The sequence below is a fragment of the Corynebacterium sp. HMSC066C02 genome (genome assembly GCF_001814945.1).
In the GTDB taxonomy this organism is placed as follows: Bacteria; Actinomycetota; Actinomycetes; order Mycobacteriales; family Mycobacteriaceae; genus Corynebacterium; species Corynebacterium aurimucosum.
Window position 1 is genome coordinate 1 of sequence record NZ_KV818469.1, and the last position, 20122, is coordinate 20122.

The window sequence follows — 20122 nt, forward strand, 5'->3', positions numbered from 1 at the left end:
AAATCCTTCAACCAACCCCCAACCCGACGGGGCACAAAAGGAGGCTGGCCAAGTCAGAAGATTTTAAACAATACGCCCAAACAACTTATGTTATTTACAATGACGCCGCTAAAAGGAAAAGCGCCATCCGGCATACACCAACCGTGCCACACATACGGCACAACACGGCCAGAACAAATAAAATCAACCAACAAAAAAGTACATTGGCACACTATTGAGTTCTCAAACATCATCCGCACACTCTTTGCACTGAATCTTTTTATTCACTGCCCTGAGCGGCTGGAGTTCACACTCTAGCCAACAAGTTTGAATCTTGTCAACTGGGAGTTAATCTCCGTGTCACCAGCTTCTCGCGGCGACCTCGATAAATATACGCAGAGCTCCATATAACACCAAATCCGCTGGTCAACGTCTATATTTGGTCCTTTTGCGGCCTTACAGCGCTATCTCACCGGAAAACGACGAATCCCGCCGCACTATGCGACGGGATTAACCACTGCAGGATCTCCGATGGCGGGCCTAACTAGTTGAGCTTGGCACCAGCAAAGTTCTTCTTGCCACGACGAAGCACAAGCCACGCACCGTGCAGCAAGTCCTCGGCGGCTGGCTCCCAATCATCAGACTCGATGCGCTGGTTATTGACATATGCACCGCCCTCCTTGATGGTTCGACGAGCTGCGCCCTTGGAATCGGCAAGGCCAGAAGCAACCAACAGGTCCACAATCGTGCGTGGCTCATCAGCAGCAATGTCAGCGACAGTGGTCTCAGACAGCGCACCAACCAGTGTCTGCTCGTCCAATTCAGCAAGCTCCGCCTTACCGAACAAGGCCTGTGCGGCAAGCTCAACGGATTTCGTGGCTTCCTCACCGTGGACCAAATTGGTCATTTCCTGCGCCAGGCGGCGCTGTGCCTCACGACGGAAGGGCTCCTCGGCAACCTTCTGCTCGTACTCAACGATTTCTTCCTGGCTGAGGAAGGTAAACCACCGCAAGTAGTCGATGACCACGGAGTCACCCGCGTTGAGGAAGTACTGGTACCAGGAGTAAGGCGATGTCTTCTCCGGATCGAGCCAGAGCTTTCCGCCACCAGTGGACTTACCAAACTTCTGTCCCTGGGCATCCGTCACGAGCGGAACCGTCAGGCCGTGCACCTTGGCTCCCTTGACGCGTCGGTTGAGATCGACGCCCGAAACGATATTGCCCCACTGATCACCACCACCGATTTGCAGAACACAATCAAACTCGTCGTGCAGATGGACATAGTCATTGGACTGCAAGAGCATGTAGGAAAACTCGGTGTACGAGATGCCATCAGACTCCAAACGGCGCTTGACGGTGTCACGGTCCAGCATGGTGTTGAGAGAAAAGTTCTTTCCCACATCACGCAAGAAATCGATGACGGTCATTTTCGAAGTCCAGTCAGCATTGTTGACCATGGTGGCGGCGTTATCGCCCTCAAAATCAATGAACTGACGCAGTTGCTTCTTAATGGCGACCATATTGTCGTTGATGGTCTCCTGCGAGAGCATGGTGCGCTCCCCTACATCGCGCGGGTCACCGATCTGGCCCGTCGCGCCACCTGCCAGGGCAATCGGATGGTGACCAGCCTTCTGGAAGCGGCGAAGCATAATCATCGGTACGAGGTGTCCGGCATGCAGCGAATCGCCTGTCGGGTCAAAACCGCAGTACAACGTGATGGGTTCTTCGCAGGCCTCACGGAGTGCGTCGAGGTCGGTGGACTGGTTAATGAGGCCGCGCCACTGCAGCTCATCAATGATATTCATGAAGGCTCCTTTGAAAATCGATTCGTTCTTTTGAAATCTAGTTCTGCCGCGGCCACGGCGTAGCGTGGTCCACCAGCATGACGGGGATGTCGTTCTCAATGGGATAGGCCACGCCAAGACGTTCATTGACCAAGACCTGTTCCTCGGCCAGATACTTCAACGGACCTTTATCCTGCGGACACACCAAGATGTCAAGCAGTTGCGAATCGAGACTCATAAGCGCTAAGCCTACACTTCCCTAGATTCCAAAGAAGGAAGGGTCCCACCATATTCGAGCTTGAGCGCCATGGAATGATTGCGAAGCTTGCGGACCGAGTTCTGGGAAATCGCCTCCTTGATTTGCTCCATTTCGCGGCCCAGGATGCTGAGCGATTCACTCATCTCCTCGACAGCAACCGGATCCTCCAGGTCTGTCACATCGAGGTAAGACCTCACCAGTTCTTTGGAGTGTTCTTCAATCATGTCGCGCACGAGGGCTTGCTGGTGCGGAGCCTCATCGAGTCGGTGCCAATTGTCTAACACCCACACCGCTGACTCATCGAAAGAATCCCACGCACGTTGGACAGGACTAGGAAGCTTGTGCGCTGTAAAGGTGTACCGGACTTCCTCCAAGGTATGGATAAGCTCGCCTTCCCCTGCCTTTGGTGGCTCCAAAACCTTCTCTTGCCGTGGCGGCGTCACGAATCCAGCAGCCATACCTGTGCAGATTGCGACGACCGGCCACAGGAAGCCCAAACCGCCGCCACTTAACACATGGAGGACAACGACGAGCGCGGTAACCGCAACGCCGACAACAACTTTTCGCGAGTTCAAGGCGTTCATGTAGGGCAGATCCTCCTGGGAAAGGTGGAGTTGGTTTACTGGTAGGCACGAATTTCTTCGAATGCGGCAACGAGATCGCCGTTGAGCGCATCAAAGGTCTTGCCACCAGTGAGCTGAGCAAGTTCTTCCATCTCTTGGATATTGGCTTCACCATACAAGATGACAAAGACCGGAATCTCTTTTTTATCCTCGGGCAGCTGCTCATAGGCTTCCTTGAACTGTGCAAATGTGCGCCCACGTGTAACTTCGCCGTCGGTCATGAGCACCACGGTGCCAATATCGCCGCCACTGGTATCCACTTCATCGAAAGCATTCAGGACGGCCTCGAAGGTCGCGGTATCGCCATCCGCAACGAGGCGTTCCACGCGGTCTGCAAGCTCCTTGGTGGTTGCCGGCTTATCCTTATCCACGCGTGCACGAGTCGGTTGCTGGGGTACTGAAGAATACGGAATCAGCTTGATATGCTCGCGATTTCGGAAGGCAACTTGGCCTTCGCCATCTGGGGTGCCGTCAGCTGAGCCGTCGATAAGCGGGAGCAAACTACTCTTGAGTAGATCCATACGCTCGCCTTCCATGGAGCCGGAGGTATCGAGGACCAATGCCGTGTTGCCAGGATTGCGCAGTTCATGGGCAAAGGCAGCCTCCAGCGCATCAACGGTTTGCTCGTTTGCTGGGTAGGGCAGCTCAAAAACAGTGCCGGGCAAGTCAGAATTATCTACCCGCAAATGGAAGCTTGTGAGCTTGTCTGGATGCTCCGCAAACCACTCAGCAAGCGCCTGTACTTTTGCTTCTGCGTTTTTGTCTGAAGAGCTCGCCAAGGAAGACAACGGATAGTCTGCCGAAATCACTCCATCGGAGGGGATGACCACCTCTATGTCTGCTCCGTCATCTTTGAGCTGGTAAAGCACAGATTCATAGTTGAAGATGGCATCGGCTTGCTCCGGGTGTTCGCGGAAGCGGTCGGCCAACCAGCCAGAGGAACCTGATGTCAGGGTTTGGTTGCCAAAGAGCTCCTGCACTTTGCCAGTGGATTGCCTGATGTCCTTTTCCGTGAGGGCGCGTCCTGTGTCCGCAAAAGCAGTCGTTGCTGCCGATAGTGCGGAGAAACCCGAATTTGAGGTAGAAGGATCCGTCATGCCAAAAGTTATTCCGGAGTCAGCTATTTCTTGCCACGTCGGCTGCTTGCCGGTCCAGCCTTGCTTTTGTGCCACAGAGGACTGCACGCCGAGAGCTATTGGGGAACGCGCCACGCTGTGTTCTCTTCCCAGCTGGCCATCTGCACCGATAATGCGCGCATAGCGATTGGTGGCAAACCACGTCGCGTCATAGGTCCCTTCGAAACCACCTTGCTTAAGTGTGTGAGAATTCGCCAGCGTTCCGTCCTCGGTGGTCATGGTGATGTCGAAGCCGAGGTCTTGGGAGGCTTCGGCAAGCACGGGCTCCAGAGGTTCGAGCTCCGTTGCCGCCACGATTCTGAGACCCCCGCTGAATGAATTCCCAGCGCCGGGTTTCTGAGAGTCATCCAACAGATCACCCATCGAACAGGCCGTCAGCGCCATGGTGCCCACTAGGATGAGCAGTACTCTTAGTGACCGAAACATTCCCTCACAACCTTCCTGATGCTTGTTACTGCGGAGCCTTAACCGACTGCCTGCAGAATTTCCTCAAAATCAGCCCACCGCAGCTGACTATATTCTCCGCCATCCACGGGGATACTGTGATCGCTGGATGGATCAAATTTCGAGCTGAAGCCGGAGCCCTCTGTGCTGAGCTCGAGCCTCTCCATCACCGCAGGGATGCCGTCCTCATTCATTGCTTTAGCAAACAGCGCTCCCTCCTCAGTGCGAGGAATGACGATGCTGGTCAACGTCGTCGGTGGGTTCAGGGCTAAGGACGTATAGCGGGACAGGTCCTCACCCTCGTGGAGCAGGCGCACGTACTGATCGGTAGTTGCCAAGACCATGGGCATCTCCCCCTTATCTACCCGAAGAAAAGCATCGAGAATTCCCTGGTCGGTGGTCTCACTGTAGCCTTGTTCCGCTACGAGACCCCGCATGATGTCATCAGCTTCCGCATCAATCTTCGCCTTGTCATCGCGTCCTAGCTTCTTCTCCGCGTAATCCGCCCCAACGGTGCGTAGGACACGGGCGTAGCGCAATGCGGCAAAAGACTGGCTTACCTGGGGCACTGCAACATCCACGACACGCGGCGAGCCGAAGGTTGGGCTAATGTCACGCCAGCGAGTGTTTTCCTGGGACATGTCCACCAAGGTCTCTACGTTCAACGAAGCTAGGTTGTCGGATTCCGTGACCAAGTCGTGGTTCTTCATGTCCTCTACAAGCTCGCTATGCACCAGCACCAACAACTGATTGCCAAATACCATCGGAGAACCTTTATCCAGTTCCGCCAACTCCGGGTTGGTATTGCGTAGGTCAGACACCCACGCAGCGCCATTGGGGTCCGTCAAAATGAAGTCATAATTCTTGTCCACGCTGCTGCTGTGCTCAACGAAGTCACGAGCCGGCACAACATCGAGGTCGAGCTCGATGTTGTGTTTCTCTAAAGCCTCGAGCAGGGCCGGGTCTTTAAAGGTAGCTTCCAGTTCTGGACTAATTGCGCCCGTGACAAGGGTCGTGTCCTTGAAAAAGTTGAACTTCGGCAGGGAATCTCCGCCACGCCCCACCACGAGGGAGGCCACGGCGAGGGCGATGAACACTGCGGCGAATACGAAGGATTTAGTACGCTTCGTCGACGATGTGCTGCTCATGATCTAAATCATAAAGTGATCTTCTTCTCATTGCTGGGTAAAGGAAGGGGGTGAGGGGGTAAAGCGGGAGCCCGCTGTCCTGCCTCACCCAGTTCTTTAAAGAAGAGAAGGAACGTTCGCTACCAAAGAGTAGAGGTCCTTCGGGTCCTCAGGGTTAGCGATGATTTCAATCTCGGACTCTAGGTCGGTGCCCCGAACAGAATCGCGTAGATAACGCAGAGCAGAGAAATCATTAATAGCGAATCCGACGTCATCAAAAAGCGTAATCTGCTCCTCGCTATCGCGGCCCGTGGCCTGGCCTGTCAGTACCTGATAAAACTCGACGACTGGGAAATCCTCCGGCTTCTGCTGAATCTCGCCCTCAATGCGGGTTTGCTCGGGAAACTCAACAAAGACTTTTGACTTGTCCAAAATCGAGCTTTCCAGCTCCGTCTTGCCGGGACAATCACCGCCCACAGCGTTGAGATGCACGCCCGGGAGAACATGGCGCTCAGCCAGAATCTGGTTCTGCGCTTTATCCGCCGTGCAGGTGGTGATGATATCCGCGCCCTGCACCACCTCATCGACACTCGTGCAGGCAGTGATACTAAAGCCCAGCGGCTCAAGATTGCGCCTAAACTTTTCTACCGCCTGTGGGTCAATGTCGTAGATGGCTATGTCATCAATCCCCATGACTCCGCGGAAGGCCAGTGCTTGAAATTCCGATTGGGAACCAGCCCCGACCATGGCCATCCTTTTCGAATCCTGCCGGGCCAGGTGTTTGGCAACCATGGCCGAGGTAGCGGCCGTGCGCAGCGCTGTGAGCAGAGTCATCTCTGCTTCGAAGGTGGGGTAGCCATTGTCGACGTCGGCAAGCACGCCGAAGGCCGTAACCGTTTGGAATCCGCGCGCGGGATTGGAGGGGTGACCGTTGACGTACTTAAAGGAATACTCCCTACCGTTGGAAGTGGGCATAAGTTCGATGACGCCAAACGGGGTGTGGGAGGCAACTCGGGCGATTTTGTCGAAGCGCTCCCATTCGCGATAGTCCGCTTCAAGGTAATCCACCATACCGGTGATGATGTTTTCTACTCCCTCGCGCTGTATCCAGCGTGCCATGTTTTCTACATCAACAAACTTGACTGCGTGATTCATCTCTTTCTCCGCTCTTGATTCTTGTCTTAGTTCTTAGGGTGAAGGTCCGTCTGCGGCGCAGCCGGGAAGCGCGATGTGGGCAGGTGCTTGGCCTTCCTCTCCGCCGCGATGGCATAAATGCGCTCACGCCAGGCAAACCACATGGCTGCGAATACCGGAATGAGCAGCAGCGTCGAAGCCAAGGCAAAAGTTCCGATTGGGTAATCGAAGGCCATGAGAAGGATGACCACGGCGATGAAAGCCAACACCGACCAGTCACCGGCTTGTCCGAATGGTGAGCGGTATGTCGGGCGGGTATAGCGACCCTTCTTGGCCAGCTGCACAAATTTAATGTGTGACATGGCTACTGCAGCCCACGACGCCAATGTTCCGAGCGCCGCGAGGTTCAACACGATTTCAAAAGCCATCTCCGGCACGACATAGTTGAGAAACACACCGGCGAGGCCGACGAAGGCAGCCATCACGATGCCGCCATAGGGAACGCCGGATTTAGACATGCGGGCACCGAATTTAGGGCCGGATCCAGCGGTGGACATGTTGTACATGATGCGGCCCGTGGAATATAGCCCGGCGTTCAGAGAGGAAATAGCTGCAGTGATAACCACCAGCTGGAAGATGGGCGCCGCATAGCCTGCCCCGAGGGTCTCAAAGAAGGTCACAAAGGGCGAAACCTCCGCCACGTAGGTCGTATACGGCAGCACCAAGGTCAGCAGCAGGACGCTGCCGAAGTAGAAGACCACGATGCGGAACAACACGCTGTTGACCGCACGCGGAATATGCTTCTCGACGTCCTTGGTCTCGCCGGAGGTGGTGCCCACCAGCTCGATGCCGGCGTAGGCGAAGACCACGCCTTGAATGACGATAACCGCAGGAAGCAGACCATTCGGCAGCCAACCGCCGGCATCAGCAATGAGGCTAAACCCAGTCGGATCACCATTCGGATGGCCTAAAATAACCACACCAATCGCCACCACCATAAAAATGATCAGCGCAACGATCTTGATCATGGAGAACCAATACTCCAGCTCGCCAAAGATCTTCACTGAGAGCATGTTGAACAGCAGGATGCTGCACACCACACCGAGAGCGAGCAACCATTGCGGGACGGCGTCAAGCCACGTGGTATATTGCCCAAACCACTTGATGTAGATGGCCACTGCGGTGCCATCTGCCACCAACGTCGCCGCCCAATTTCCCCAGTAGAGCCAACCGGTCACGAAGGCAGTCTTTTCGCCATAAAACTCACGCGCGTAGGAGACGAAAGAACCTGAGCTCGGGCGGTACACGATGAGTTCACCGAGCGAGCGCAAAATGATGTAGCCGAAGAATCCACACACCAAGTACAAGACGGCCAGGAAGGGTCCCGCCGTTTGGAGGCGCCCGCCGGTGCCGAGCAGCAACCCAGTACCGATGGCAGAGCCGATGGCAATCATCTGCAGCTGACGGTTGCTCATCCCCTTCTGGAGGCCGTGGTCTTCCGAAGCATAGACCGCCTTCTCTTTCTCATGAGACTCCGCGTTGGGCGGCCGAAGTGTTTCAGTCATAAGGGAGATAGTCCTTTCCGAATCCGGAACGCGATGGAGCTTCGCATTCCCTAAGGAAACGTTATAGGAACCTTATGAGACGCAACTCACTCCTACCCCCGTGCTGTGATGCACGACAACTATACGCAGTGGAAAAGAGCGCTCTGCGTCACCCCCACATAAGAAAAGAACCGCATGGCCAGAAGGACCATGCGGTTAGAGAAGCTGGCGCGTTTAGCGCAGCGGAGTCTGCGCCCAGTCGCGTGCGCCACGAGCACGCTCGCGAACCTTTTCGCGCTGCTCCACCACGCGGACACCGGCGGTGCCGCCCTTAGTAGAGCGCGATGCCACTGCCCCATCAATGGTCAACACCTCGCGGACCTCGGGGAGCAGGCGCTTGTCGACGCCCGCCAATTCCTCATCCGTGAGATCCACTAGGTCAACGCCGCGGGACTCTGCAATCTGCACGCACGCACCAGAAGCCTCATGAGCCTCGCGGAAAGGAACGCCTTGGCGCACCATCCACTCGGCCAGATCAGTGGCCAAGGTGAAACCGCGCGGGGCGAGCTCGCGCATGCGATCTTCGTGGAAGGTCAGGGTTTCGACCAATCCGGTCATCGCCGGCAGCAAAAGGTTCAGCTGCGCCACTGAGTCGACGATAGGTTCCTTATCCTCCTGCAGGTCACGGTTATAGGCCAAGGGCTGCGCCTTAAGCGTTGCCAGCAAGCCGGTGAGGTTGCCAATGAGCCGGCCGGTCTTGCCACGGGTCAACTCCGGTACGTCCGGGTTCTTCTTCTGCGGCATGATCGACGAGCCAGTGGACCAAGCATCATCCAAGGTGACGTAGCCATATTCCGGGGTGCACCAGTAGATAATCTCTTCGGATAGGCGCGACATATCCACGGCAATCTGGGTAAGGACGAAGGCCGTTTCAGAGGCGAAATCCCGCGCTGCCGTACCGTCCAGCGAGTTCTCTGCGGCGGAGTCGAAACCGAGCTCCTCGGCAATAGCCTCCGGGTCCAAGTGCAGCGAGGAACCAGCGAGTGCACCCGAGCCATAAGGAGACACGGCCAAACGCTTGTCCAGATCCTGGAGGCGCTCGATATCACGCAGCAACGGCTGGGCGTGTGCGAGCAACTCGTGCGCTAGCAGAACTGGCTGCGCCGCTTGGGAGTGGGTCTTGCCCGGCATAATTGCATCCGGATGAGCTTCGGCCTGACCAGCCAGAGCGTCCACCAAGTCGGTGACTTGGAGCGCGATATCGCGGATAGCATCGCGGATCCACATCCGGAACAGGGTGGCTACCTGGTCGTTGCGGGAACGACCGGCGCGCAGGCGTCCACCAACCTCGGGGCCTACAATGTCGATGAGCCCGCGCTCCATCGCGCCGTGGACGTCCTCGTCCGTCGGTAGCGGGGTGAATTCACCAGAAGCAACCTTCTCCCCTAGTTCGCTGAGGCCGTTGAGCATGGTGCCCAAGTCGGCGTCGGACAGCAATCCGGCCTTGTGCAGGACCTTAGCGTGTGCCTTGGAGGCCAGCACATCATAGGGGGCGAGGACCCAGTCGAAGTGGGTGGATACGGACAGGGCAAACATCGCCTCGGATGGGCCGCCCGAAAAGCGGCCTCCCCACAACGCGCCCTCGTTAGTCTTGTGCATCGTTTCCTTACCTTGACCTTGGCGGAGCTTGCTTACTTGCCGGTGGGGAAACCGCCGTCGCGGTCACGCTGGTTGGAGATCTGCGTCGACAGGCCGTGCAGCTGAACAAAGCCCTTGGCCGCAGTCTGATCGAAGGTATCGCCCGTGTCATAGGTAGCCAGGTCGAAGGAGTACAGAGACTGACCAGAGCGGCGGCCGTTGACAGTGGCGGGGCCGGCATGCAGAACCATGCGGATATCGCCGGTGACATTCTCTTGGGTGGACTCGGTGAAGGCATCCAGAGAGCGCTTCAGCGGCGAGAACCAGAGGCCATCGTAGACCTCTTCGGACCAGCGGGCGTCCGTAAGGCGCTTGTAGCGGGCCAGCTCGCGTTCCACAGTGACATCTTCCAATGCCTCGTGGGCCTTGATGAGAACCATGGCGCCAGGTGCCTCGTAGACCTCGCGGGACTTGATGCCCACCAGGCGGTCCTCCACCATATCGAGACGGCCAATACCCTGTGCACCGGCGCGGCGGTTGAGCTCCTCGATGGCCTGAAGGACGGTAACCGGCTTGCCATCGATAGCGGTGGGCACACCCTTGTCAAAGGTGATGGTCACCTCGTCCGGGGCATTGCCCAGGTCCGGCTGCTCGGTATAAGCGTAGAGATCCTTTGTCGGCGGGTTCCACAGATCTTCCAGGAAGCCGGTCTCGACCGCACGGCCCCACACGTTCTGGTCAATCGAGAACGGGGACGCAGCGGACTGCTCGATCGGAAGGTCGATTTCCTCAGCGAAGGCAATCGCCTTATCGCGGGTCCAGGCGTAGTCACGCGCCGGCGCAATGATTTCCAGTGCCGGATCCAATGCTCGGAAGGAAACCTCGAAACGCACCTGGTCGTTACCCTTGCCGGTGCAGCCGTGCGAAACATGCGTACCACCGTGGGCCTGAGCGGCCTCTACGAGGTGCTTGACGATGAGCGGGCGCGAGATAGCAGACACCAGCGGGTACTGCTTCATGTACATGCCGTTCGCCTTGATGGTGGGCAAGCAGTACTCTTCTGCGAACTCATCCTTTGCGTCGACAACGATGGACTCGACAGCACCGCAGTCGAGAGCACGCTGGCGCACAGATTCCATATCCTCGCCGCCCTGACCAAGGTCGAGGGACACAGCGATAACCTCGCCGCCGGTCATTTTGGCCAGGTAGGGAATGGCGACGGAAGTATCCAGACCGCCAGAGTAGGCAAGCACAACGCGTGCAGTCATAGTAGTTTGCTCCTTTAAGACAGACAGGTGCTAAAAATTGAACTGATTTATATTATACAGACTTACGTATAAATGTTAAATAGTACGGCTGGTGAGCTTTTCTGCAAGCTCACGGCCTCCTAGTCCTTCACGGGCAAGGACAAAGATGGTGTCATCGCCAGCAATACAACCCACCACATCTGGCAGGCCCACGCGATCAATGAAGGATGCTAGGTACTGGGCAGCGCCCGCGGGAGTACGAAGCATCGCGATGTTGCCGGAGAAGTCGTGGGAGACCACGAGTTCATCGAGCATGCGACGCAGCTTCTCGCGCGGACCGTTGAGCTGGTCTTCGAATTGCTCCAACTCGCCGCCCACCACGTAGAAGGACCGGCCACCATCGCGTTTCACTTTCTTGGCGCCCAGCTCATCGAGGTCGCGCGACAAGGTGGCTTGTGTGATGTCGATTCCCTCATCGAGCAAGAGCTCGGAGAGCTGGACTTGGCTCGTGACCCGCGTGCGGTCAAGAATCTCCAAGATCTTTGCTTGGCGGGCATTGCGCGTAGTTGGTGTTGTCGTCATGCGCTTAGTTCTCCTCCTGAGCTGCAAGAAGCCACACGAGCAGCGCCTTCTGCGCATGGAGGCGGTTTTCCGCCTCGTCGAAAACACGGGACTGTGGTCCGTCAATCACCTCAGCGGTCACTTCGTTGCCGCGATAGGCCGGTAAACAGTGCAGGAAGATTGCCTCTTCCTTGGCACGGGACATGACCTCTGGGGTGACCTGGTAAGGCAGGAACGGGGTGCGACGGTCCTTGCCGTCATCTTCCTGCCCCATGGAAACCCAGGTATCGGTGATAACAACGTCGGCGCCGCCGACAGCATCAAGGGAATCAGTCACGGTCACCGTGCCGCGCGTGCGGGCACGTTCTACAAATTCCGGCTGCGGCTGGAAACCTTCCGGCGCAATGATCGTCATCTCCATGCCCGCGGTGGCAAAGCCCAACATATAAGAGTTAGCCATGTTGTTGTTGCCATCACCCAGGTAGACGGCCTTGCGGCCAGCAAGGTCACCGAAATTCTCGCGGCAGGTCACCAAATCCGCCAGGATCTGGCAGGGGTGTAGGTCGTCGGACAGAGCGTTGACGATAGGGACCGTCGCAGTTTCAGCCATCTCCAACAAATTCTGGTGTGCATAGGTGCGCCAGACAATAGCCTCGACAAAACGGGAGAGCACGGCTGCGGTGTCTTGGTAAGTCTCGCCCTTCCCCATCTGCGTGGACTTAGTCTCCGTGACGATGGCGTGGCCGCCTAGGTGAGCGATTCCTGCCTCGAAGGAGAAGCGCGTGCGCGTCGAGGTCTTGTCAAAAAGAACCGCGACTGACTTCGGTCCCTCCAAAGGACGCTCGGCAAAAGGGTCCTTCTTTAACCTCAGCGCGAGATCAAGGACCTCCGCTTGCTCCTGCGGTGTGAGGTCATCATCGGCCAAGAAATGGCGCACGCTCATCCAAAATCCTCCAGTACCTTATGCAGGCGCTCCACAGCCTGCGCGAGTTCTTCATCGGTAATCACTAGCGGCGGGGTCAGGCGCACGACCTCGCTACTTGGGGCGTTGAGAATAAGACCGTGTTGCAGGCCCGCAGCCACAACGTCCTTAGCCACCGACTTATTTAATACAACTCCTAGCATAAGCCCTCGGCCCCGGACAGACTGCACAGCCGGAGATTGAGCTAGCTCGGTGCGTAGCCACTCGCCCTTGCGGCTAACGTCGGCGAGGAAGGGGGCGTCGACAAGCTCCAGCACCGTCGCTGCCGCCGCACAGGAGACGGGATTTCCGCCGAAGGTCGTGCCGTGCGAACCCGGAGTAAAGAGATCCTTAGCCTGACCACGGGCAATCGTGGCACCAATCGGCATACCCGCGCCCAAGCCCTTGGCCATGGTGATGACATCCGGAAGGACGTTCTCATGTTGGAAGGCAAAGAAATCGCCGGTGCGCCCCACACCCGTTTGGACTTCATCGACAATCATGAGGATCCCATGCTTGGTGCACAGCTCGCGCACGGCGCTCAAGAATCCATCGGGCGCTGGAATCACACCGGTCTCCCCTTGGATGGGCTCCAAGATGATGGCGGAGGTATCCTCCGGGTTTTGCTCCACCAACGTGGTCAAATAATCAATATCGCCGTAGGTGTAGAACTCCACTCCGCCTGGGAAAGGTTCGAAAGCCTTGCGCTTTGCAGGTTGCCCCGTCATAGCGAGAGAGCCCATCGTCCGGCCGTGGAAACCATGATGCGCGGCGAGAATGCGGCGACGCCCCGTCAGGCGAGCCAGCTTAAAGGCAGCCTCATTGGCTTCCGCGCCGGAGTTGGAGAAGAAGACACGGGCGTCGCTGTCCCCCACCTTTTCCAGGAGCTTTCCGGCAGCCTCAATGACGGGTTTGCTGGCGAAGAGGTTGGAGACATGCCCCACGGTCGCCACCTGAGTGCTCACCGCTTCAACGATGGCCGGGTGGGCATAGCCCAGCGAATTCACTGCAATGCCGGCGAGCATATCAATGTATTCTTTACCGTCTTCATCAGTAACCGTGGCTCCCTTGCCAGATACGATGGCCACGGGTGGGGTGCCATAGGTGTTGCTCAGCACCTGTCCCCACCGTTGCGTCAGTGTGGTCTGCGCAGTCACTTGTTATCGTCCTTCCTAAAGATCGTGCCTTCTGGGTAGTCCTCACGGTTGTAATCAGTGGGCAGCACCATCGTGCCGATGCCGCCCGTAGTGAGCAGCTCCAGCAACACGGCGTGAGCAATACGCCCGTCGATGACATGGGCGGCGCTCACACCACCCTCGACGGCCATGAGGCAGGACTCCATCTTCGGAATCATGCCCGAATCCAAGCCGGGGAGCAGTGCCCTGAGCTTGTCAACCTCAATTTTCGATACCAGGGATTCGCGGTTGGGCCAATCGGTATACAGACCCTCCACATTGGTGAGGATAACCAGGCGTTCGGCACCTAGGGCTCGTGCCAGCGCGCCGGCAGCGATATCCGCGTTAATGTTGTAGACCTCGCCGTCATTTCCGGGAGCGATGGTGGACACCACCGGGATGCGCCCGGCCTCGATGATGTCCATGACAGCAGAAGGTTCGACGCTAACAATGTCCCCCACCATGCCAATATCGGTGGGCTCACCGTCGACGTCAACGAGCCGCTTGCGGGCTTTAAACAACCCAGCATCCTCACCGGAAGTTCCCACGGCATAGGGACCATGGGAGTTGATGAGGTTGACCAACCCACGCCCCACTTGGCCGAAGAGAACCATGCGGACCACGTCCATGATTTCCGGGGTGGTCACCCGGAAGCCACCTTTGAATTCCCCTTCAATGCCCAGCTTGCCTAGCATCTCATTGATCTGCGGGCCGCCACCATGCACCACCACGGGCTTAGCGCCCACGGTGCGCAGGAAAACCATGTCGGCGGCGAAGGCAGCCTTGAGCGAGTCATCCACCATCGCGTTACCGCCGTACTTGACGACGACGATCTTGTCGCGGTAGTGCTGCAGCCACGGCAAAGCTTCCGCGAGTACTGTGGCGCGGTCCACATTGCTTAATCCCTGAAGCATTCTTCCTCCCCGTGAGAACTAAGAGCTATACGCGGAGTTGATCTCCACGTAGTCATGGGACAAGTCGGTGGTACGCACGAAGGCAGTACCGCTTCCTCCGGTTCCGAGGTCCACGCGCACGTCAATGTCGGCGCCAGAAAGGTCAACATTGCGCGCGCCGGGCGCACCAGTGGACTTAACGCATACGGCCTGGTCATTGAAGAACACGGAAATATTCTCCGGGTCCATATCGGCATCCGCCACGCCCACTGCGGCGAGCACGCGGCCCCAGTTGGGATCCGAGCCGAACATCGCGCACTTGAAAAGGTTGTCGCGCCCTAACGTCCGCGCAGCGTTCAGCGCCTGCTCATTGGTGCTCGTTCCCTCCACGGTGATCTTTACGCGCTTGGTCACGCCCTCAGCGTCTGCCTGGAGCTGATCCGCGATATCGGAGCACACGGCCAGGACCGCTGCATCCAACTCCTCCTGGCTCGGTTCTACACCAGAAGCACCAGAGGACAGGATGATGACGGTGTCGTTCGTTGACGTCGAACCGTCCACATCGAGCGTGTTAAAGGTCTGATCACTGGCGGCCTGCAGGGCCGAGTGCAATGCTTGCGGGGAGGCCACGGCATCCGTGGTCACGCATACCAGCATGGTGGCCAGCGAGGGAGCCATCATACCCACGCCTTTGCCCATCGCGCCTATGCTCCAGCCGTCGGACTCGACGACTGCTTCCTTAATTACGGTATCGGTGGTCATGATGGCCTCTGCCGCAGCTTGACCGTGAGCCTTATCTGCACCCAAATTCCCGGCAACCACCCCGATGCCTGCTAGGGCCTGCTCCATGGGCAGTGGCTCTCCGATGAGGCCCGTCGAGCACGCAGCAACGTTGGCTACAGGAATGCCCGTGTGTTCGGAGACAGCGGCAACCATCGCCGCGGCATCCTTGTCTCCCTGCTCGCCGTTGCAGGCGTTAGCGTTGCCAGAGTTATAAATAACTGCTTGAAGTGTGCCATCGGCTACTGCCTCACGGGAAAGCTTCACGGGTGCGGCCACCACGCGGTTGCGGGTGAACACCGCCGCTGCGTCGAAATTCGGCCCCTGGTTAACCACGAGTGCCATATCAGGCTTTCCCGAGGGCTTAATCCCCGCCCTCGTGGCCGCTGCCTGGAAACCTGCGGGTGCAGTGATCATTTTTATTTTCTCCTTGTCTTAGTGGAATTCAAGTTCCAGCGAGATTGACTAGCAGTATGAATGCGCGTAAGCATTCGGACATCTAAGGTGCGACGGCCGCTTGCGGCAGACCCAAGGTTTCCTCCCAGCCCAAGGTCAGGTTCATGCATTGGACAGCTGCACCGGCGGTGCCCTTGCACAAGTTGTCTAGGGCTGCGGTTATCACCAGACGCTGAGCGCGTTCGTCCACGTGAGCCTGGATGTGGACCATGTTGGTCCCCACTACGTTCTGTGTTTCCGGCTGCTGACCTTCCGGCAGAACCAGGCAGAACGGCTCTTCCGCATAGAACTCGCGGAAAGCTTGAACAACGCTGCGCTTGTCAGCATCCCCCTTCAGCGGCGCCGTAATCGTCGCCAGGATGCCACGCGGCAAAGGCGCGAGCACCGGAGTAAAGCTCACCGAAACCGAATTCTGCGTAAAGGGCTGTAAGTTTTGCAGGACTTCCGGAGTGTGTCGATGAGTACCGCCCGGCTTATAAGCCTTGAGATTGCCCATTGTTTCCGCGCCTAGCTGGGCCACGGAGGCCTTCTTTCCCGCGCCGGAAACACCGGTAATCGCAATGACGGACAGATCCGGTTCAATCAGCCCTTTCGCCACGGCAGGCAGCGCGCCGAGTGTAATCGTGGTGGGGAAACACCCAGGGACGGCCACACGATTGCTGCCTTTAAGCTTGTCCCGGTTGCCGGGAACTTCAGGAATTCCATAAGGCCACGAACCGGCATACTCCCCGCCATAAAATGCATCCCAATCTTCCTTGTTGCGGAGGCGGAAATCGGCGGCGCAATCAATGACAGTGACGGACTCCCCCAGCTGACGACCAATCTCCGCGGAATGCCCATGCGGCAAACCGAGGAAAACGATGTCATGGCCCGCCAAAATTTCCGGAGTGGTGTCCTCGATGACGCGATCTGCTAACTGCGGCAGGTGCGGCATGAGTTCGGAGACTCGCTGACCAGCATTGGAGTGCCCCGTCAGCGCGCCGATGTGCAGGTCACCTGAAAGGTACGCTGGGTGCGACAGCAAGAGGCGCAGAATCTCGCTTCCTGCATAACCCGTGGCTCCGGCAATAGCTACTGAAATAGTCATGCAGCCACAGTAGCAAATAATGCAGTCCGCCGTATGTTATTCAATCAAATTGGAAGCACTTTCTTCATTCCGCAGAGAATAAGTCTCGGATCTCCGCAGTGTCCTGCGAAAATTCGAGCCTTGCAGTAGGGATAGGAGCGAAGCCTACATGACGCGGGAGGAAACCTGTCCGAGGCCTTCGGCGCCTGACACGGCCTTCTTTCCTGCGTAGCCCAGGTAACCCTGTGGGCCAACGAAGTGGATACCACCTTGGGCGTCCGCGATGGCGGTGACCTCATTGAATTGGTGAACTTGGCCAGGCTGCAAGCGCTTGAAGTTGGAAGTCGTGAGCCCCTGGTTGAAACAATCAGCCTTGGACCGGCCCGCATGGTAGAAGAAGCGTGGTGCCAACTGCCCCGGCGGGTTGCATTCCGGACTAGTGGCACGTGCGCCATTGGACAGACAAGCGACGTAAGTTCCTTCAATATTCGCCGCTTCGCAGTTGACGGTGCCATCAGCATTGGAGAAACCCTGGGACAAGTCAGCGGAAGCATGTGGGGCGATGGTCAGTGCGCCGACGACCGCGGCGGTAGCTGTAAGACGAGAAATCAAACGCATGGTGTGAACAATCCTTTCGGTGTGGAAACGCTGCCCCCTTGAGGTTATGAGCCAAGCCACACTACATCCAGTTCCAGGGGACCTGTCCCCACCCCTTCACTCCTTGCAGCATAAGAAAACCCGGCTCACATGGTGCGTGAGCCGGGTTAAGGAACCAAAGGTGCCAGTAAACGCTAAGCGCGCATCTCCGCACCAAGACGCTGCTTGGCTAGGTCTGCGGCAGCGAGTCGGTGCTCGTTAGCTTCTTCATCAGTCAGCGTGCGGTCATCTGCGCGGAACAAGAGCTGGAAGGCAAGGGACTTCTTACCTTCACCGAGCTGCTCACCACGGAAGACATCGAAGAGCTCCACAGATTCCAAGAGCTCGCCGGCGCCTTCCTCAACCACTCGGCGCACTGCCTCTGCCGGGGTATCCTCATCCACCACCAGTGCGATGTCTTGGTGCAAGGCCGGGAAGGAGGAGAGGACCGGTGCTGGGAACTTCTCCTCCAACGGCAGCGCAGTGACATCGAGCTCCATGGCGCACGTGCGGGCTGGAAGCTCAAGGGCCTCCAGTACCTGCGGATGCAGCTCGCCGGCATAGCCCACGACGGTTTCCTCGTCTGCAGCGAGGACCAAGGCGGCACAGCGGCCCGGATGCCACGGGAGCTGCTCGGCCGCCTTGACAGTGATGTCAACACCGGCGGCGCGGGCAACCTGGCGCGCGGACTCAATGGCATCTGCGTAGCTATAAGCACGACCAGAGCCCCACGGACCCTCGTGCTCAATGTTGCCGGTAGCGACCGTGGCCACGTGCAGCGGCTGTAGCGGCAGCGACTCCAAAAGCTCGCTCACCACGGAGTCCTCCGGGCGCGTCTCCACCGACGGCATCGGGGACGCATCAGCACGCTTGAATGCCACCTGTTGGAGACCGAAGAGGGCGAGGTCACTTCGACCACGGGCCACGTTGCGGGCGATGGCTTCAAGGAGATTCGGAAGCAACGTCGTGGACAGAATGGCCTTATCCGATTCGAGAGGATTCTGCACGGCAACAGTGCGGCGGCGCGGGTCTTCCTTATCCAGACCCCAGGTGTCGAAGGTGTCGTTGGCAATGAACGGCGAAGGCAGAACCTCGGCATAGCCCGCATAAGCCAAGCCGTGTCCGATTGCACGGCGACGCTTCTGCGCCGGAGTAAGGCCGCGACCTCCCACCGGGGTAGGCAGAATGGTCGGAATATCTTCGAGGCCCTCCAGACGCAGGATCTCCTCGATGAGATCCACATCCATGTCGATATCGGTGCGCCAAGACGCGGGGACGACGGAAAACTCTTCTTCGCCAGAGACCTCGCAACCAACCTCAGTAAGGCGCTTCACCACGGTCTCGCGGGAGTACTCAACGCCGGCGTATTCGCTCGGCTTGGCGGCGCGCAGTGTAATGGGCTCGCGCTTGGCGACGTCTCCCACGAGCGTCCGGCCCTCCTCGATGGTGCCGCCCGCGATTTGCTGCAGCAGCGCACACGCAACGTCGAGAGCAACCTCTACGATGGCCGGGTCGACGCCACGCTCGAAACGGCGGGAGGCTTCCGAGGACAGCTTGTGGCGGCGCGACGTGCGGGCCACGGTAATCGGATCCCAAATGGCCGATTCGAAGTACACGTCAGTGGTCGTCTCGGAGATTTCAGAGGTCGTGCCGCCCATGACACCAGCCAGGGACTGAATTCCGTTGCCATCGCAAATGACCACGTCACCCGCCGAAAGCTCACGCTTGACATGGTCGAGGGTCTCAAATGTCTCCCCCTCGCTAGCATTGCGCACCACGAGTTCGCCGTTCACGACGTTGGCATCGAAGGCGTGCATCGGTGCTCCGAGGAGCAGCATAACGTAGTTGGTGATGTCGGTCGCCAGATTGACGCTGCGCTGGCCGGACAGCATGAGCTCGCGCTCCATCCAGAAGGGTGTGCGGGCAGCGGGATCAATGCCGCTAACCTTGCGCAGACCAAAGCGCTGGGCCTTGGTTTCTTCACGCAGATCGACGGCGATCAGCTCGCCCTTCGGCGCCGGTACAGCAGAGGTATCGACTCCAGCAACGTTCGGATCCTGCGCCACGTCGGGGAAGGCGAGGTCGAAAGCGGAGGCAATCTCCCGCGTCAGGCCACGTGCCGACAAAGCATAGCCGCGGTCTGGGGTGATGTTGACGTCGAAAACCGTATCGGACAGCCCAATGAGGGGGCGAGCGTCCTCACCGACCTTGTCGGCGACTTCCTCTCCCAGAACGATGATGCCATCAGCCTTCGCACCAAAGCCCAGTTCAGCCGCGGAGCACATCATTCCGTTGGAGATGTGATCATAGGTCTCACGGGCAGCAATCTTGAAGCCTCCCGGCAGCTCAGCACCCGGAAGGGAAACCACGACATAGTCATTGAGGCGGAAGTTACGCGCGCCGCAGATAATGCCCTGGAGTTCGCCGGTGCCATTGGCCTTGCCAACATTCACCTGGCAGTAGCGGATTGGCTTCTTGAACTGGGTGAGCTCCTCAATCTCCACGACTTGGCCAATAACGAGCGGGCCCGTGGTCTCCGGAAGAGCCTCATAGCCCTCGGTTTCGAATCCGACGCGGACAAAACCGGAGTCTAGCTCTTCGGCGGATACGTTCCAGCCAGAGTTTGCGGTGCCGAGGAGGCGGGTAACCCAGTCTTGGGAAATAAGCATTGTTTTCTTTC

General features: G+C 58.0%; 18 protein-coding genes. 1 reads left to right on the forward strand and 17 read right to left on the reverse strand.

The features are described from left to right. A partial coding sequence (locus tag HMPREF2996_RS12910; protein WP_210398920.1) for a hypothetical protein occupies window positions 1-297 on the forward strand: 297 nt, incomplete at its 5' end. 226 nt (window positions 298-523) lie between these two features. Here the strand turns inward: HMPREF2996_RS12910 and tyrS are convergent. From tyrS to pheT, 17 genes are all read right to left on the reverse strand, one after another. Further along, complete coding sequence (gene tyrS / locus HMPREF2996_RS09445; RefSeq protein WP_070731167.1) at window positions 524-1783, reverse strand: tyrosine--tRNA ligase; 1260 nt, start codon at window positions 1781-1783, stop codon at window positions 524-526. A gap of 37 nt (window positions 1784-1820) precedes the next feature. Further along, on the reverse strand, window positions 1821-2000 hold the full coding sequence (locus tag HMPREF2996_RS09450; protein WP_010190039.1) for a Trm112 family protein: 180 nt from the start codon (window positions 1998-2000) through the stop codon (window positions 1821-1823). 11 nt (window positions 2001-2011) lie between these two features. Continuing rightward, window positions 2012-2605, reverse strand: a complete 594-nt coding sequence (locus HMPREF2996_RS09455) for a hypothetical protein (RefSeq protein WP_070711253.1) — start codon at window positions 2603-2605, stop codon at window positions 2012-2014. 35 nt (window positions 2606-2640) lie between these two features. Further along, window positions 2641-4206 carry a vWA domain-containing protein gene (locus HMPREF2996_RS09460; protein ID WP_070731170.1) on the reverse strand — a complete coding sequence of 522 codons (1566 nt, stop codon included), beginning with the start codon at window positions 4204-4206 and terminating at the stop codon, window positions 2641-2643. A 38-nt stretch (window positions 4207-4244) separates the two neighbouring features. After that, on the reverse strand, window positions 4245-5372 hold the full coding sequence (locus HMPREF2996_RS09465; RefSeq protein ID WP_070731172.1) for a hypothetical protein: 1128 nt from the start codon (window positions 5370-5372) through the stop codon (window positions 4245-4247). Window positions 5373-5468: 96 nt separating this feature from the next. Continuing rightward, a complete protein-coding gene (locus HMPREF2996_RS09470; protein WP_070731174.1) occupies window positions 5469-6506 on the reverse strand; it encodes an ornithine cyclodeaminase in 1038 nt (345 codons plus the stop codon). 26 nt (window positions 6507-6532) lie between these two features. Continuing rightward, window positions 6533-8050 (reverse strand): amino acid permease, encoded by a 1518-nt coding sequence (locus HMPREF2996_RS09475; protein WP_070711257.1) that lies wholly within the window; start codon window positions 8048-8050, stop codon window positions 6533-6535. 213 nt (window positions 8051-8263) lie between these two features. Beyond that, window positions 8264-9688, reverse strand: coding sequence for an argininosuccinate lyase (gene argH, locus HMPREF2996_RS09480; protein WP_070731176.1), 1425 nt, complete (start codon window positions 9686-9688; stop codon window positions 8264-8266). Window positions 9689-9720: 32 nt separating this feature from the next. Further along, window positions 9721-10935: an argininosuccinate synthase gene (locus HMPREF2996_RS09485; RefSeq protein ID WP_070731179.1), complete on the reverse strand. Its 1215-nt coding sequence runs from the start codon at window positions 10933-10935 to the stop codon at window positions 9721-9723. A gap of 75 nt (window positions 10936-11010) precedes the next feature. Then, a complete protein-coding gene (locus HMPREF2996_RS09490) occupies window positions 11011-11496 on the reverse strand; it encodes an arginine repressor (protein ID WP_070446922.1) in 486 nt (161 codons plus the stop codon). A gap of 4 nt (window positions 11497-11500) precedes the next feature. Further along, window positions 11501-12418: an ornithine carbamoyltransferase gene (gene argF / locus HMPREF2996_RS09495; RefSeq protein WP_070719266.1), complete on the reverse strand. Its 918-nt coding sequence runs from the start codon at window positions 12416-12418 to the stop codon at window positions 11501-11503. Continuing rightward, window positions 12415-13593, reverse strand: coding sequence for an acetylornithine transaminase (locus tag HMPREF2996_RS09500; RefSeq protein WP_070731182.1), 1179 nt, complete (start codon window positions 13591-13593; stop codon window positions 12415-12417). Before HMPREF2996_RS09500 ends, argF begins: the two co-directional genes overlap by 4 nt. Continuing rightward, window positions 13590-14525 carry an acetylglutamate kinase gene (argB, locus tag HMPREF2996_RS09505; protein WP_070731185.1) on the reverse strand — a complete coding sequence of 312 codons (936 nt, stop codon included), beginning with the start codon at window positions 14523-14525 and terminating at the stop codon, window positions 13590-13592. The genes HMPREF2996_RS09500 and argB overlap by 4 nt, the downstream gene beginning before the upstream one ends. Window positions 14526-14543: 18 nt before the next feature. Continuing rightward, window positions 14544-15701 carry a bifunctional glutamate N-acetyltransferase/amino-acid acetyltransferase ArgJ gene (argJ, locus tag HMPREF2996_RS09510; protein ID WP_070731188.1) on the reverse strand — a complete coding sequence of 386 codons (1158 nt, stop codon included), beginning with the start codon at window positions 15699-15701 and terminating at the stop codon, window positions 14544-14546. An 82-nt stretch (window positions 15702-15783) separates the two neighbouring features. After that, window positions 15784-16827, reverse strand: a complete 1044-nt coding sequence (argC, locus tag HMPREF2996_RS09515) for an N-acetyl-gamma-glutamyl-phosphate reductase (RefSeq protein ID WP_070731191.1) — start codon at window positions 16825-16827, stop codon at window positions 15784-15786. Window positions 16828-16971: 144 nt separating this feature from the next. Next, the gene (locus HMPREF2996_RS09520; protein WP_070719261.1) at window positions 16972-17424 is read right to left on the reverse strand and encodes a hypothetical protein; all 453 of its coding nucleotides are present in this window, start codon (window positions 17422-17424) and stop codon (window positions 16972-16974) included. Between the two features lie 173 nt (window positions 17425-17597). Further along, complete coding sequence (gene pheT, locus HMPREF2996_RS09525) at window positions 17598-20111, reverse strand: phenylalanine--tRNA ligase subunit beta (protein ID WP_070731194.1); 2514 nt, start codon at window positions 20109-20111, stop codon at window positions 17598-17600. Window positions 20112-20122 lie beyond the last annotated feature (11 nt).

What these genes read in the sequence shown, in the direction of transcription:
- tyrS (WP_070731167.1), bottom strand. Translation starts at nt 1,783, where the DNA reads ATGAATATCATTGATGAGCTGCAGTGGCGCGGCCTCATTAACCAGTCC.
- HMPREF2996_RS09450 (WP_010190039.1), bottom strand. Translation starts at nt 2,000, where the DNA reads ATGAGTCTCGATTCGCAACTGCTTGACATCTTGGTGTGTCCGCAGGAT.
- HMPREF2996_RS09455 (WP_070711253.1), bottom strand. Translation starts at nt 2,605, where the DNA reads ATGAACGCCTTGAACTCGCGAAAAGTTGTTGTCGGCGTTGCGGTTACC.
- HMPREF2996_RS09460 (WP_070731170.1), bottom strand. Translation starts at nt 4,206, where the DNA reads ATGTTTCGGTCACTAAGAGTACTGCTCATCCTAGTGGGCACCATGGCG.
- HMPREF2996_RS09465 (WP_070731172.1), bottom strand. Translation starts at nt 5,372, where the DNA reads ATGAGCAGCACATCGTCGACGAAGCGTACTAAATCCTTCGTATTCGCC.
- HMPREF2996_RS09470 (WP_070731174.1), bottom strand. Translation starts at nt 6,506, where the DNA reads ATGAATCACGCAGTCAAGTTTGTTGATGTAGAAAACATGGCACGCTGG.
- HMPREF2996_RS09475 (WP_070711257.1), bottom strand. Translation starts at nt 8,050, where the DNA reads ATGACTGAAACACTTCGGCCGCCCAACGCGGAGTCTCATGAGAAAGAG.
- argH (WP_070731176.1), bottom strand. Translation starts at nt 9,688, where the DNA reads ATGCACAAGACTAACGAGGGCGCGTTGTGGGGAGGCCGCTTTTCGGGC.
- HMPREF2996_RS09485 (WP_070731179.1), bottom strand. Translation starts at nt 10,935, where the DNA reads ATGACTGCACGCGTTGTGCTTGCCTACTCTGGCGGTCTGGATACTTCC.
- HMPREF2996_RS09490 (WP_070446922.1), bottom strand. Translation starts at nt 11,496, where the DNA reads ATGACGACAACACCAACTACGCGCAATGCCCGCCAAGCAAAGATCTTG.
- argF (WP_070719266.1), bottom strand. Translation starts at nt 12,418, where the DNA reads ATGAGCGTGCGCCATTTCTTGGCCGATGATGACCTCACACCGCAGGAG.
- argB (WP_070731185.1), bottom strand. Translation starts at nt 14,525, where the DNA reads ATGCTTCAGGGATTAAGCAATGTGGACCGCGCCACAGTACTCGCGGAA.
- argJ (WP_070731188.1), bottom strand. Translation starts at nt 15,701, where the DNA reads ATGATCACTGCACCCGCAGGTTTCCAGGCAGCGGCCACGAGGGCGGGG.
- argC (WP_070731191.1), bottom strand. Translation starts at nt 16,827, where the DNA reads ATGACTATTTCAGTAGCTATTGCCGGAGCCACGGGTTATGCAGGAAGC.
- HMPREF2996_RS09520 (WP_070719261.1), bottom strand. Translation starts at nt 17,424, where the DNA reads ATGCGTTTGATTTCTCGTCTTACAGCTACCGCCGCGGTCGTCGGCGCA.
- pheT (WP_070731194.1), bottom strand. Translation starts at nt 20,111, where the DNA reads ATGCTTATTTCCCAAGACTGGGTTACCCGCCTCCTCGGCACCGCAAAC.